Consider the following 13,593-nt stretch of genomic DNA (forward strand, 5'->3'; position numbering starts at 1 on the left):
AAAGGGTGGGGGGATTTTAAAAAACCAAGCATATGGACCTACTTGAAATTATTCAAGCTACCAATTAATCTTTTTCAAAAAAACAAAATGGATACTCAGTTTAAATTTGGTATTTTATCCATTTTTAGTATCTATTATATTTTTCAAGGAAATTACAATAAAAAGTAGAAATTTGTATGAAAACTTCCATTGAATAAGAACGTATATTCGGTTAAAGTTATGAATATAATAAAGCGAACGTATATTCTTGTTAGGGTGAAGAAATGATGGATTATGGGACGATGCCGAAACAATCAATTATGTGTATCGATATGAAAAGTTTTTATGCAAGCTGTTCAGCGGTCATGCTTGGTCTGGACCCGCTTGATTGTTATCTGGCGGTGGTTGGTGATTTGAAGAGGACAGGGAGCATTGTGCTTGCGGCTTCTCCAAAGATGAAGAAGGAATTTGGCATCAAGACAGGTTCGCGGATGTTTGAGATCCCGAATGACCCGAGGATTGTCGTCGTTGAACCTAAAATGGCGACCTATTTAAGGGTTTCGACGGAAATCACCCGCTTGTTCAACCGTTATGTGCCAAAAGAAGCGATTCACGTATATAGTGTGGACGAAAGTTTTGTGAAAGTCGATGGTGCTGCTTCTTTATGGGGAGATGCCCGCATGATAGCTGAAAAGATAAAAGATGAAATTGAACGGGAATTACAGCTCCCCTGTGCCATTGGAATTGGACCGAATATGCTCATGGCAAAACTTTGCCTTGATTTGGAAGCCAAACATAAAGGGATTGCGGAATGGAAGTATGAGGATGTGCCAAGCAAACTTTGGCCGATTTCCCCGCTTCGTGAAATGTGGGGGATCGGCAGTCGCGTAGAAAAAACCCTTCATGGAATGGGGATATTTACGGTTGGGCAGCTTGCCAATTATGATCTTGAATTACTTGAAGCGAAGTTTGGAATTATGGGCAATCAGCTTTACCACCATGCCTGGGGAATAGATTTATCCGATATGGGGGCAGCGATCATCGAAGGGCAGGTCAGCTTCGGCAAAAGTCAAATCCTGTTGCGGGATTATAAGGATGAGCATGAGGTAAAGCAGGTCATGCTGGAAATTTGCGAAGAAGTTGGAAGAAGGGCACGCACCCATCGTAAGGCAGGAAGAACGGTGAGCCTAGGCATTGGTTACAGCAAGGATGAGTTTGGCGGAGGTTTCCATCGTTCGCGTTCGATTAACGAACCGACCAACATCACGATGGAGTTATATAAAGTTTGCCTGGAGCTTTTCCATGAGAACTATAAGCAAAAAACGGTTCGAAGCATAGAGGTCAGACTCTCGAATATTGTGGATGATAATGAAATGCAGCTGACTTTATTTGATGCTTCGCGCTGGAAGAAGCGGGAATTGAGTTACACGGTTGATCGAATCCGCCACAAATATGGAGCCAAATCGTTATTGCGTGCAGTTTCGTATACAGAAGCAGGTACAGCCGTATACCGAAGCAAGCTGCTTGGTGGGCATAAGGCGTAAGGCTGACTTTGAAAGGAGGGAAAAGAATGATTCGTGATCGCGGCCGTATCAAATGGACATCGATGATGTTGCCGGAACATGTGAAGATGCTCCGTGATTGGGCGGTGGAGGATGGCTATGAAACGAAGCGCATCCTGGATGAGCAGCAACTGGAAGAAATGAATGCGGTAATGGGGGAAGCGATGGAGGAAAGAAAGGATGTCACGATTGCTCATTATGAAGGAAACCGGTATCAGCTGTTAATCGGCAGGATCCATTATTATAATGAGCTCACCCAAAAGCTTCATATCGTTGACCGGTTTGAGCAGGCTCACTATATCAGGCTTTCCGATATAGCGGATGTAAGGATAATGGAATGATGAGCGGAAGGGCTGTTCCCCAAGGGACAGCCTTTCAAAACGGCATCGTGATGAAAGGTATCACGGAGGAGTATGAGAATCGGCATTTGTTAGAACGGTCCATGAGGAAAGTGATTTCCGTGAGGGCAGATCTTGTATATGGAAGTAGGCAGTTTCGTTAACAGAAACGTTTTTATCGTTTATAATGGGGGAATGCAAAGACATCGGGAGGCAGCAATCATGTATATTGAATGGACGGAAACAGCGGCTGGGAAAATAGCCGGTAAGGTACAGGGACAAGAAGGATATTTACAGTTGAAATATGATACTGATGGCTGCGGCTGCGTGGTAAGTGGTGTGACGGCGCTATGGTGGGTCAACGAACCTGAAGAAGGTACCGAAAAAGTGGAAACGAACGGAATTCCGCTATATGTTGAGAAATCAAAAATGATTTTTCTTGATGAAGTCATGAAAATAGACTTTGTTCCGGAAGCGAACAGCTTTCAATTAAAAAGTCCGAATCAAATCTTAAATCCGAGGATGAGCTTTTTTAATAAAATCTAACTAAAAGCAAAAGAGGGGATCGTGGATACCCTCTCATTTCTTCTCAGACAAGTTTTTTTAGAAACTGATCGATTTGATCTTCGTATTCTTTTGGATTTTCATTATAAGATTGAGCGTGGGCCCCTTTTTTAGCGATGTACAGCTGTTTTGGGCCCTTTTTTGCTGCATATAATTCCGCTGTCATGGAAGCGGGAATGAAACTGTCATTTTCACTATGGATGAAGAGCACGGGTTTTCGGATATTTTTCATATAATCGATTGGGGACACTTCATTGGTCCAATATCCGTCACGGAGTTTGATGAACGTACGCCCGAGCGGAAATACGGTCCAAGAAGGAAATGGGACTTCATGCTTAAGCTGGTGTTTGATCTGATCCTCGAAGTTCGAAAATGGACAGTCGGCAATGTAAAAATCAGCACCATCTTCAAGCATTCCGGCATATAAAAGCAGGGTTACGGCCCCCATGGATTCTCCATGAATGCCAATATGAAGGTCGGGCCCTTTACGTCTTTTCAATTCATCGATTACGGCCTTCAGGTCGAATTTTTCATAATGTCCATAACTGCTCGTCTTGCCACCGGAATCCCCATGCCGGCGGTGGTCATAAATGATCGCATTGAAGCCCCGCTTAAGAAAAATGTTCATGTACTTAATCGAATTGACTTTGTTCTCCGTCACACCGTGAGAAATGACCACCCACTTTTTAGTGTCATGCGGTTCGATAAACAAGCATTTCAAGGAATATCCGGATGGTGACGATACCCAAATTTCCGATTTAGGCAGATTATCAAAATCCTCCGTGATCAGGCGTTTAGCCATGATTTCACGATTCTGGATAAAATCATCTTCCTTCTTTTTCATGTACATGATCCGATTGGAAAAATAAAGGCCGACGCCGATGATATACGCTAGGATTCCAGCCAGTGTAAACCACCATTTCTTCATAAAGGACCTCCTCGAATGATTTTCTTTATTTTACCATGAGGGAAATGGGAAAACACTGTTTGAAAACCATGATGAGGAAAACGGCAGTCGTGATATAATAATTTAATAAATGGCCAGGAGGTTTTAAGGATGAAAAAGAAACAGCCGCGAAAACAAAGTCAAAGCAAAAATCAAGATAAAGATTCATCTTCATTGAAACTAGGTGATATGATCAATCAAGATATCATGTCCCAGCTTCGTCAAAAGCAAAAAGAACTTAATGAGGCTGAACAAGAGAAAAGGGAAGCGGAAGAAGAAAAAAAACGTGAAGAAAGAAAGCGGCGGGAGAAGAATAAATCATTCGAAGAACTATTGGGTGAAAGCAATCTGAACTGGAAGAACTATAAATAGATCAGGGAGCAATTAAAATTTTAAAAGGGCTGGCACCCTTTTTCTGTTCAGGAAGATTTATTGCTTGCTGATATTCCTTTATTTTAGAAAGTATAACGATTATATTAAAGATAAGTTCGATATGCTTTCATATCGGATGGACTACTATTAGCTGGTGATAGGATGCAAAATAAAATAGAAAAAGTACTGGAAGACCAATTATGTTTCCTGCTTTATGCAAGTTCGCGGGAAATGACGAAGAAATATAAACCGCTGCTTGATAAACTTGAAGTGACATATCCTCAATATCTTGTTCTGCTTCTATTATGGGAACAGGATACACTTACAGTAAAAAAACTTGGGGAGCTCCTTGCCCTCGACTCAGGAACGCTTACCCCCATGTTGAAACGAATGGAGCAGAATGGCTTGATTGTCCGTGAACGTTCGACTGAAGATGAACGGTCTGTCATGATTAAGTTGACGGAAAAGGGACTTGGTTTACAGGAAGATGCCTGTTTCATTCCCGATCGCATTTCGGCAATGTCGGGTGACGATAAGAAGGTGGTCGAGGATTTAAAAGCTTCGCTGCTCCAACTATTGAAAACATTACAGGAATTTTAGCGAAGAAAAGACGCTTGGGAACCCCAAGCGTCTTTTTATTGGATTTAGTCTACATCTATTTCAAAGGCGACGTCCACATTGCCGTTGATTGCTTTTGAATAAGGACACATTTGATGCGCTTTATGAACAAGGGTTTCGAATGTCTCCTTGTCGACCCCGGATCCCTTCACAGCCAAAGTTACAGCCAAGCTGTACTGATGCATCTCACCCATCAATAGACTGACGCTTGCGGTGACTTTTGAATCGAAAGAAACGCGTTCAATTTTACCAACTGATTGCAAAGCACTATCAAAACATGCAGCATATCCAGCTGCAAAAAGCTGTTCCGGATTAGATGCTTCAGGCATCTGTTTAGCCCTTGGTGTTCCAGGCATCGCAATATCAACCGTGAAGTTGCCGTCAGCAGAAATTGCCGTTCCTTCTCTTCCGCCATCGACTGTTACAGACGTTGTAAATAATGTTTTTGTCATCATTTTTTCTCCCTTATCTTTTTTATTTTTGATTGTGCACAACTGAATTGTACAATATTGATTTTAGGATGTCCAATGAAAAGTTTAAAACCGTTAAATGGGTTTTGGAAGGAATTAGAATGATCGGAAACTTGAAGTTGGTAAAGAAGGCGAAAAAAAGATGGAACGGAAAAAGGCTGACTATCCCGTTGGTTAAACGGAGATAGAGCAGCCTAAAGGTTTGTCCTGACATTTCTTTTTTAATTCCGGTGACTTTCATATTTGTTCACTTTGGTCAACCGCTTCAGGATATCCAACTCGGTTGTGGACAGTGAAGGGCTGTTGGCAGCTTGGCAGTTATCACGTAGCTGCTGTACTGAGCTTGCTCCTGGAACAACGGTAGCTACGCTTTGATGGGACAATACATATTGAAGTGCCGTTTCATTCAACTTCCTATCGGAAAGTTTGTCCTTTATTTGCGGAAGCAAATCTTTAAGTTCGTGATAGCTATAGTCAAGGTATCCATCCTCATTTGCCTTTTCAAGCATTTTTTCACTGAGCAGCCCTTTGGCAAGGGGGCCACGGGCGATCATGCTGATCTGTTTGTTGGCGAAAAGGGACAGCCACTCTTCTGGGCGGCGGTCGAGCAGATTAAACTGCATCATCACGGAATCAAGCTCAGACTTTTCAGTGAATTCCTTGATGACATTCGGACGAATCGAGGAAATTCCATAATATCGGATATAGCCTTCTTTTTTCAAATCTTCAAATGCTTCTACCGTTTCTTCGATATTGTCTGAAATGGTGCCGCCATGTAACTGGTAAAGATCAATATAATCAGTCCCCAATCGCTTTAAGCTATCTTTTACTGCCGTTTTAATATGAGCGCCGGATGGATCCCAGCTCCAGGAATCTTTATTTTCATTCCAGCGGTTTCCGACCTTGGTGGCTATGTATACCTTATCGCGGACCGATTTTAAATTCTTTCCGACGATTTCTTCATTCATACCGAAATCATATAAATCGGCCGTATCAAAATAATTGATTCCTTCATCTAAAGCGGCCTGTATGATTTCGGATGCCTCATTTTCAACAGTCCCCAGTGACATGCATCCAAGCCCGATTTCAGAAACTAGCAAGTCAGAATTTCCCAGTCTGCGTTTTTTCATGTTATCCACTCCCTTTACATTCATTGTAAAGGAGAAATCCATTTCACTCAAAGAATTCACTTGATCCGTTTTAAAGGAGTGGGTGGCACCTGATCGTGAATGTCGGCAATCCAATCATTGACATAAACATATTGATTTTGTAATTGCTTTAGTTTTTGAAGGATTTCCCAGCTCTTTCCGGATAAAGTAACGCTTTTTTCCAATACGTAAACTTTCATTAAATCGCCCTCCATCTCTATTATGGTAAAATGTATGAGGAATCATGCTGCAATTAGAACAGAGGAGTGGTCACGATGAAAAAATTTGAAGAAAAAACGCTGTCTTCGGAAAAAATCTTCACAGGAAAAGTAATCAGCCTGCAAGTGGATGATGTAGAGCTTCCTGATGGGAAAACGGGTAAACGTGAAATAATCAAGCATCCGGGAGCGGTTGCCGTCATAGCTCTCACGTCAGAAAATAAAATCATCATGGTTGAACAGTACCGTAAAGCGCTGGAGAGGAGCTTGGTGGAAATTCCTGCAGGGAAGCTTGAAAAAGGCGAAGAACCGGTTCTGTCGGCTAAACGGGAGCTGGAAGAGGAGACAGGTTATGAATGTGAAAAAATGGAGCACATCATATCCTTCTATACATCCCCAGGTTTTGCTGATGAATTGGTCCACCTGTATGTGGCCCACAATTTGAAAAAGAAAGAAAATGCGGCACCGCTGGATGAAGATGAATTTGTCGAGATGCTTGAACTCACGCTGGAGGAAGCTCAAACTTATATGGATGAAGGGAAGATCCAGGATGCCAAAACGGCATATGCAGTTCAGTATCTGCAGTTGAAAAAGGCGATGACATCATAAATGAAAGAGTATTACGCTGACCTGCATATCCATATAGGCAGAACGAGAAGCGGAAGGGCCGTGAAAATAACAGGTGCTAAAACGTTAACCTTCAGCAATGTGCTGCAAGTGGCAAGTGAAAGGAAGGGCCTTGATCTAATCGGGATAATCGATTGTCATTCTCCTGAAATTATCGAAGAGATCGAAGCGGGGATTCTTGATGGCGAAATCACGGAAAAGACTGAAGGCGGGCTTCAATACAAGAATACAACCATCATTCCGGGCTCGGAGATTGAAATTTATGATCATAATTGTAATGGACCGATCCATGTCCTCGCCTATTTTCCCACTTTAAAAGCGATGAAGGAATTCTCCTCATGGATGAGCGGACATGTTAAAAATATCACCTTGAGCTCCCAAAGGATTTATTGTGATGGAAGAACGCTGCAAAAAATCGTGAAGTCACTGGGTGGCCTGTTTATCCCGGCACATGTTTTCACCCCATTTAAAAGCTTATATGGAAAAGGGGTGCGATCAAGTCTGACTGAAGTATTCGATCCGGAGCTAATTGATGCCATCGAGCTTGGTTTAAGTTCAGATACAGAAATGGTCAAGGATATCGAGGAGTTGGACTCATATGTATTCGTAACAAATTCCGATGCGCATTCGCTTGGGAAAATCGCTCGTGAATATCAAAAAGTCCTGCTTGAAGAACCAAGTTTCAATGAGCTGGCAAAAGCCCTAAAAGAAACAGGGAATCGCAAGGTGACCGTTAATTATGGATTGAACCCCTTATTGGGAAAGTATCATCAAACCGTATGTTCAGGGTGTTTACATCAGGTATTGAGGGATAGTGAACAATGTCCTGAGTGTGGTAATAACTCCATTATTAAAGGGGTATCGGCCAGGATTGAAGAACTCTCCGTTTCCGGGATGGACAGAAGGGACGGAAAGGAAAGGCCGCCGTATATCCATCAAGTGCCACTCGACTTCATCCCGGGACTCGGACCTAAATCCATGGAAAAACTGCTGGTGGCATTTGGAACAGAGATGAATATCCTTCATGAAGTTACGCTTGAACAGCTAATGGAAATCGTTCCTGAAAAATTGGCGGTCTACATCGATTCTGCCAGAAAAGGGACGCTTTCTTTTGAAGTGGGGGGCGGAGGAAAGTACGGAAAGGTCAAAAAGGAATTAACCTGAAAAAGTCCTGACAGATGAGATCTGTCAGGACTTTTTTAATTTGTTGTTTTTGCATAAATGGAGGTGTCCCGCACTTCCATGCCGTCTGCACTAAGGCAGTCATTACGCAAAATTCCTTCAAGGGTGAATCCCAGCTTCTCGGGAATCCGTTTGCTGGCAATATTATTAGGGTCACAGCGGATTTCGACCCGTTTTGCACCGTAATGGTAAAAGGCGAATTTAGTTAACTTTTCCACTGTCTCCGTTATGTAGCCCAGTTTACTGAATCTCGTATCAATCCAATAGCCAATTTCGAATTTAGGAATATCCCAGTTGATTCGGTGCAGACCAGTGGAGCCGATGAATTGATCGTCTTCTTTTCTATAAATATGGAGTCTGATATCCTCTTTTAAAATAAAGTCCGCAAAGGCCTTAAGGACGTTCTGTTCAGAAGTTTCCAAAGAAACATCTTGATGGGCAAACGGCAGCCACTGTTTCAATTCAGGTTTAGAATGGACAATGGCTTCGTAAAGGTCCAGGCCATCGCCAGGCTGACAAGGTCTTAGATATAATCGAGGGGTTTCAATTTTTTCGGGAAAATCCATTAATATAGCTTTCATATCCTGCCTCCATCTCATTGATGTGGAAAATTATAACATAAATTAGGTTCAATGTATTCGGCTGAAGGGGAAAGTTTTCTTAGCATAAATGAAAGAGTGAAAACATAGATTCTAGTAAGCGGAGTTGGGAGGATGAAAGATGAAAAAAAAATCTGTCGTACAAAATGCCGTAATGAAACATATTAACGAACATTCCTCATTATATGTCTTTATCACTGTGCTTTTTTTGATGGGTGTCATTTTTGGGGCAATATTGGTGAATAGTTTGAGCTTTACCCAAAAGGAAGACTTGTTCTATTATTTATCGCAATTTTTCGGACAAGTATCCAAAGGTGAATTTGCATCTTCGCATGATATGTTCAGCCAAAGTATTATGCATAATATAAAATATATCGGGGTCATCTGGATTCTCGGAATATCGGTCATCGGTTTGCCTGTCATCCTGGTTTTGTTATTTATAAAAGGGATGGTCGTTGGATTCACGGTAGGCTTTTTAGTCAATCAAATGGGATGGAGCGGGTTCTTATTATCGTTTGTCGCTATTCTGCCCCAAAATATATTCATCGTCCCGATATTCATCGTAATAACCGTCCTTGCCGTTTCACTATCCATGAAAATGATCAGCCGGATTTTTCTTAAGCAGGTTCGTGAACCGCTGAAGCCGATAATTTCACGGTATATTTTCTCATTGGTTTTGTCAGGGTTATTCTTGATTACGGCTGCTGCATTTGAAGCGTACCTATCCCCTTCTTTAATGAAAAATGTCGTAAGTTTATTGGGTCATTGATGGAAATATACCGTTCCCGCAAATTTTTTTATCATTAACAAGAAATCTATTTTGACAGTTTTCCCTCTTTTGATATAATGGATAAGATAGCGGCGCGGGAGGGAATATTAGGTATGGAAATAGAAAACAGAATTGATAGGATAAAAAAGCAGTTACACTCGTCCAGCTACAAATTAACGCCTCAGCGAGAAGCGACCGTCCGCGTTTTACTTGAGCATGAAGAGGATCATTTAAGCGCAGAAGACGTTTACCTCCTTGTCAAAGAAAAGTCGCCGGAAATTGGATTGGCAACAGTTTACCGTACGCTAGAGTTGCTGACTGAATTGAAAATAGTAGATAAAATTAACTTTGGAGACGGGGTTTCCCGTTATGATTTAAGACAAGAAGGAGCTGCGCATTTCCATCATCATCTTGTTTGTGTGGAATGTGGTGCGGTAGATGAAATCCAGGAAGACCTACTTGAAGACGTAGAAGACATTGTGGAACGCGACTGGAACTTCAAGATAAAAGACCATAGATTAACCTTTCATGGCATTTGTCATCGATGTCATGACAAAGAAGAAAATTAAGGTGAATGAAGTCGGACCTTTTCCATTTAATGGAGAAGGTTTTCTGCATTTTAATAGCTGGTTTTCTCAAGTAAGAGCTGTTTTTGTTTTCTCCTTTCCGAAATACGTATAAAACTTGTCCTGTTGGGCATAGATTGATACAAAGGGTCGAATGGGAGGGGAAAGGATGAAAACATCATTATCGCTTATTTTGCACACGGCTAAAGTGATGATTCTCTTTGTTAGCTTCACTGTTCTTTTTTATATAGGAATGGTATGGTTAAATCAGGAATATCAAAGTTATCATCGTTATGATGAACCGAAAGGCATGGCTGTAAAAGTATCGAAGGCTGTTGATACGGGTGATGATGCATGGCTTGAACGCCTAATGTTGTTTTATTTAAACGGGGAGTAATGAATATGGAGAATCAAATTAGGGATTTCATTCATTTTTTAACCATTGAAAAAGGACTTGCCAAGAATACGCTCGTCTCGTATGAGCGTGACTTAAGATCATATTGGAGCTTTCTGAAAGATGTTGAAACCATTGAAGATTGGAATGATTCGCGGCGGGTGAACATCCTGCATTTTCTCGTGCAGTTAAAGGATCAAGGGAAATCATCGAAGACGGTGGCGCGTCATATAGCTTCCATTCGGTCTTTTCATCAATTTCTTCTAAGGGAAAGAGTAACAAATCAGGATCCGTCCATACATATAGAAACGCCAAAACCGGAACGAAGCCTTCCAAAGGTATTAAGCATGGAAGAGGTTGAAGCACTATTGGAAGCCCCGAAGAAAATGGATGAATTCGGATTACGCGATAAGGCAATGCTCGAACTGATGTATGCGACGGGTATGCGTGTCAGTGAGTTGATATCCATGGATGTGAGTGATGTCCATGCATCGATGGGTTTTGTCCGTTGTGTAGGGAAAGGAAATAAAGAGAGGATCATTCCGATTGGACAAACTGCATTGGGTGCGATTGAACATTATTTGGAAAGTTCCCGGGGGAAAATGGCCAGCCCCAAGCACAGGACAGATTCACTTTTTTTGAATCATCATGGAAACAGGCTGACAAGGCAGGGATTTTGGAAGATTCTAAAAAAACTTGTAAAATCGGCACAAATTGAAAAAGAAATTACACCACATACACTGAGACATTCTTTCGCGACACATCTGTTGATGAATGGGGCTGATTTACGTGCCGTCCAAGAAATGCTTGGTCATGCGGATATTTCGACAACTCAAATTTATACACATATTACGAACGTACGGATTAAGGATGTCTATTCAAAATTCCATCCGCGAGCTTAAAGGGTTAATAGAATGATAGAAAGGTTGTGAATTTAACTGCAAGGCAGTTGAAGGAGCAGCCTTTTCTGTGTCGGCGAGACGGCTATACGGATGCTGATGATTCTAACGGACATCTTATGGCACTTTGTTTCATTCCGAAATATATTATTTGTCTCCATCATGGTAATCGTTTACAATGTAGAGAGGTCAGACTTCTGACGTTCTTGCGATTTCATTTAAATGAAGAGTAACTGAGCAGAATAAGGGTATTATAGAGAGTATAAAAAGTGATTTACTATTTTAGGAGGAATGACTCATGAAAGGGAATTCAGCATTTAAACGAATATTTGTAATAGTTATGGATTCAGTTGGGATTGGCGAAGCACCTGATGCAGATTTATTCGGCGATAAAGGTGCGGATACACTCGGCCATATCGCAGAAAAAATGAACGGATTGAACATGCCGACTCTCGCAAAATTGGGTTTAGGCAATATCCGTGACATCAAGGGAATTGAAAAAGCTCAGCAACCTCTCGCATACTATACGAAAATGAAGGAAGCCTCTACAGGAAAAGATACGATGACTGGACATTGGGAAATCATGGGGTTGAATATATCGACTCCATTCCGTGTATTTCCGGATGGTTTCCCGGAATTATTAGTCAATGAACTCGAGGCGAAAATGGGTCGGGGAATTATTGGGAATGTCCCGGCAAGCGGCACGGAAATCATTGAGAGGCTTGGCGAGGAACATATGAAAACGGGTGCGCTGATTGTATATACATCAGCTGATTCCGTATTACAGATTGCTGCACATGAAGATATCGTCCCGATAGACGAATTATACAAGATTTGTGAAATTGCCCGTGAAGTGACAATGGCTGATGAGTTCAAGGTTGGACGCGTTATTGCCAGACCGTTCACTGGTGAACCAGGCAACTTCAAAAGAACGCCTAACCGTCATGATTATGCATTGAAACCGTTTGACCGGACAGTAATGGATGAATTGAAAGATTCTGGATATGATGTCCTTGCAATCGGGAAGATCTCGGATATCTTTGATGGGGAAGGTGTCACTGAATCATTAAGGACCGTATCCAATATGGATGGAATGGATAAATTAATCCAAACGGTAGAACAGGATTTCAAAGGGTTAAGTTTCCTTAATCTAGTCGACTTTGATGCTTTATACGGTCACCGCCGCGACCCAGAGGGATACGGAAAGGCATTGGAAGAATTCGATGCCCGGATGCCTGAAGTCCTTGATAAATTGAAAGAGGATGATTTATTGATCATCACTGCCGATCACGGGAATGATCCGGTCCATGAAGGAACCGATCACACACGTGAATATGTACCATTGTTAGTCTATTCCAAACGATTTACAGAAGGTGCCGAACTCCCGATAAGAGATACATTTGCTGATATAGGGGCGACGGTCGCTGCTAATTTTGATGTGAAAATGCCTGCCTTCGGAAAAAATATATTGGGCGATCTAAATTTAGGGGAGAATAAATAGATGTTTAATAAAATAGAGACTGCTGCGTCATTCATAAAAAGTAAAATTGAAGGCTCTCCGGAGATAGGACTGATTCTTGGTTCCGGACTTGGAGTATTGGCGGATGAAATTGAAAATCCGATAACGATTCCTTACCACGAAATCCCGGAATTCCCGGTATCGACTGTTGAAGGACACGCTGGACAGCTTGTCATTGGACAATTAAGTGGCAAAAATGTTGTCGCGATGCAAGGACGTTTCCACTTTTATGAGGGTTACTCCATGGAAAAGGTCACTTTCCCTGTCCGTGTAATGAAACTTCTTGGTGTTGAACAGTTAATCGTAACGAATGCTGCCGGAAGCGTTAATGAAAGCTATCAACCAGGTGACTTGATGCTCATTACGGATCATATTAATTTAATGGGGGCAAACCCATTGATTGGTCCTAATGAAGAGCGTTTTGGCCCTAGATTCCCTGATATGTCGGAAGCTTATAATAAAGACCTTCGGACGCAAGCAAAAAAAATAGCAGCTTCACTAGGATTGGATATTAAAGAAGGTGTCTATATCGGTAATACAGGACCGACCTATGAGACACCGGCAGAAGTGAAAATGGCAAGGATCCTTGGCGGGGATGCAGTTGGTATGTCGACAGTCCCGGAAGTTATCGTAGCAAGGCATAGCGAAATGAAGGTGCTCGGAATCTCATGCCTTACCAATATGGCCGCGGGCATTCTGGATCAGCCTTTGTCACATGAAGAGGTAATTGAAACGACTGAAAAAGTGAAAAGCAGTTTTCTTGAATTTGTTAAGCAAATCGTTAAAGACATATAAAACGAACCAAAAAAATATAAGTACACCT

Annotated in this window: 18 protein-coding genes; 13 read left to right on the plus strand and 5 right to left on the minus strand. The window is 41.8% G+C overall.

The window, feature by feature from the left end; genetic code table 11:
• Positions 1 to 263 precede the first annotated feature (263 nt).
• The 3 genes from ACFX4H_RS02030 to ACFX4H_RS02040 all read left to right on the plus strand — a co-directional run bounded on the left by ACFX4H_RS02030 (position 264) and on the right by ACFX4H_RS02040 (position 2,425).
• Positions 264 to 1,523, plus strand: a complete 1,260-nt coding sequence (locus ACFX4H_RS02030) for a Y-family DNA polymerase (protein ID WP_377433712.1) — start codon at positions 264 to 266, stop codon at positions 1,521 to 1,523.
• A gap of 26 nt (positions 1,524 to 1,549) precedes the next feature.
• Positions 1,550 to 1,882, plus strand: a complete 333-nt coding sequence (locus tag ACFX4H_RS02035) for a YolD-like family protein (protein WP_034308183.1) — start codon at positions 1,550 to 1,552, stop codon at positions 1,880 to 1,882.
• Between the two features lie 219 nt (positions 1,883 to 2,101).
• On the plus strand, positions 2,102 to 2,425 hold the full coding sequence (locus ACFX4H_RS02040) for an iron-sulfur cluster biosynthesis family protein (protein WP_034308178.1): 324 nt from the start codon (positions 2,102 to 2,104) through the stop codon (positions 2,423 to 2,425).
• A gap of 43 nt (positions 2,426 to 2,468) precedes the next feature.
• Here the strand turns inward: ACFX4H_RS02040 and ACFX4H_RS02045 are convergent, their stop codons facing one another.
• Positions 2,469 to 3,371, minus strand: coding sequence for an alpha/beta hydrolase (locus ACFX4H_RS02045; protein ID WP_377433714.1), 903 nt, complete (start codon positions 3,369 to 3,371; stop codon positions 2,469 to 2,471).
• Positions 3,372 to 3,500: 129 nt separating this feature from the next.
• Here ACFX4H_RS02045 and ACFX4H_RS02050 point away from each other — a divergent pair, with 129 nt between their 5' ends.
• Together ACFX4H_RS02050 and ACFX4H_RS02055 are read left to right on the plus strand one after the other, a co-directional pair.
• Entirely contained in the window at positions 3,501 to 3,761 is a 261-nt protein-coding gene (locus ACFX4H_RS02050) for a YqkE family protein (RefSeq protein WP_034308173.1), read from the plus strand.
• Positions 3,762 to 3,923: 162 nt separating this feature from the next.
• Entirely contained in the window at positions 3,924 to 4,361 is a 438-nt protein-coding gene (locus ACFX4H_RS02055) for a MarR family winged helix-turn-helix transcriptional regulator (protein ID WP_241634495.1), read from the plus strand.
• Between the two features lie 44 nt (positions 4,362 to 4,405).
• Here the strand turns inward: ACFX4H_RS02055 and ACFX4H_RS02060 are convergent, their stop codons facing one another.
• The 3 genes from ACFX4H_RS02060 to mciZ all read right to left on the minus strand — a co-directional run bounded on the left by ACFX4H_RS02060 (position 4,406) and on the right by mciZ (position 6,197).
• A complete protein-coding gene (locus ACFX4H_RS02060; RefSeq protein WP_053535641.1) occupies positions 4,406 to 4,831 on the minus strand; it encodes an Ohr family peroxiredoxin in 426 nt (141 codons plus the stop codon).
• Between the two features lie 239 nt (positions 4,832 to 5,070).
• Positions 5,071 to 5,979 carry an aldo/keto reductase gene (locus ACFX4H_RS02065; protein ID WP_241634493.1) on the minus strand — a complete coding sequence of 303 codons (909 nt, stop codon included), beginning with the start codon at positions 5,977 to 5,979 and terminating at the stop codon, positions 5,071 to 5,073.
• Between the two features lie 56 nt (positions 5,980 to 6,035).
• Positions 6,036 to 6,197 carry a Z-ring formation inhibitor MciZ gene (mciZ, locus tag ACFX4H_RS02070; protein ID WP_072273199.1) on the minus strand — a complete coding sequence of 54 codons (162 nt, stop codon included), beginning with the start codon at positions 6,195 to 6,197 and terminating at the stop codon, positions 6,036 to 6,038.
• 75 nt (positions 6,198 to 6,272) lie between these two features.
• Here mciZ and ACFX4H_RS02075 point away from each other — a divergent pair, with 75 nt between their 5' ends.
• Together ACFX4H_RS02075 and ACFX4H_RS02080 are read left to right on the plus strand one after the other, a co-directional pair.
• Positions 6,273 to 6,824, plus strand: a complete 552-nt coding sequence (locus ACFX4H_RS02075; protein ID WP_034308163.1) for an NUDIX hydrolase — start codon at positions 6,273 to 6,275, stop codon at positions 6,822 to 6,824.
• Positions 6,825 to 8,006, plus strand: a complete 1,182-nt coding sequence (locus ACFX4H_RS02080; protein WP_241634491.1) for an endonuclease Q family protein — start codon at positions 6,825 to 6,827, stop codon at positions 8,004 to 8,006.
• 35 nt (positions 8,007 to 8,041) lie between these two features.
• On the opposite strand, the gene ACFX4H_RS02085 is transcribed toward ACFX4H_RS02080, so the two are convergent.
• A complete protein-coding gene (locus ACFX4H_RS02085) occupies positions 8,042 to 8,605 on the minus strand; it encodes a GNAT family N-acetyltransferase (RefSeq protein ID WP_054400247.1) in 564 nt (187 codons plus the stop codon).
• 139 nt (positions 8,606 to 8,744) lie between these two features.
• Here ACFX4H_RS02085 and spoIIM point away from each other — a divergent pair, with 139 nt between their 5' ends.
• The 6 genes from spoIIM to ACFX4H_RS02115 all read left to right on the plus strand — a co-directional run bounded on the left by spoIIM (position 8,745) and on the right by ACFX4H_RS02115 (position 13,565).
• On the plus strand, positions 8,745 to 9,392 hold the full coding sequence (gene spoIIM / locus ACFX4H_RS02090) for a stage II sporulation protein M (protein ID WP_034308157.1): 648 nt from the start codon (positions 8,745 to 8,747) through the stop codon (positions 9,390 to 9,392).
• Between the two features lie 119 nt (positions 9,393 to 9,511).
• Positions 9,512 to 9,961, plus strand: a complete 450-nt coding sequence (gene fur, locus ACFX4H_RS02095; protein ID WP_034311309.1) for a ferric iron uptake transcriptional regulator — start codon at positions 9,512 to 9,514, stop codon at positions 9,959 to 9,961.
• Between the two features lie 166 nt (positions 9,962 to 10,127).
• Positions 10,128 to 10,355 carry a YqzK family protein gene (locus ACFX4H_RS02100; RefSeq protein WP_034308153.1) on the plus strand — a complete coding sequence of 76 codons (228 nt, stop codon included), beginning with the start codon at positions 10,128 to 10,130 and terminating at the stop codon, positions 10,353 to 10,355.
• Between the two features lie 5 nt (positions 10,356 to 10,360).
• Complete coding sequence (gene xerD, locus ACFX4H_RS02105) at positions 10,361 to 11,254, plus strand: site-specific tyrosine recombinase XerD (RefSeq protein ID WP_034308151.1); 894 nt, start codon at positions 10,361 to 10,363, stop codon at positions 11,252 to 11,254.
• Between the two features lie 295 nt (positions 11,255 to 11,549).
• Positions 11,550 to 12,752: a phosphopentomutase gene (deoB, locus tag ACFX4H_RS02110; RefSeq protein WP_034308148.1), complete on the plus strand. Its 1,203-nt coding sequence runs from the start codon at positions 11,550 to 11,552 to the stop codon at positions 12,750 to 12,752.
• Complete coding sequence (locus ACFX4H_RS02115) at positions 12,753 to 13,565, plus strand: purine-nucleoside phosphorylase (RefSeq protein WP_377433719.1); 813 nt, start codon at positions 12,753 to 12,755, stop codon at positions 13,563 to 13,565.
• Positions 13,566 to 13,593 lie beyond the last annotated feature (28 nt).

This window comes from Peribacillus sp. YIM B13477 (genome assembly GCF_042787955.1).
GTDB lineage: Bacteria > Bacillota > Bacilli > Bacillales > DSM-1321 > Peribacillus > Peribacillus frigoritolerans.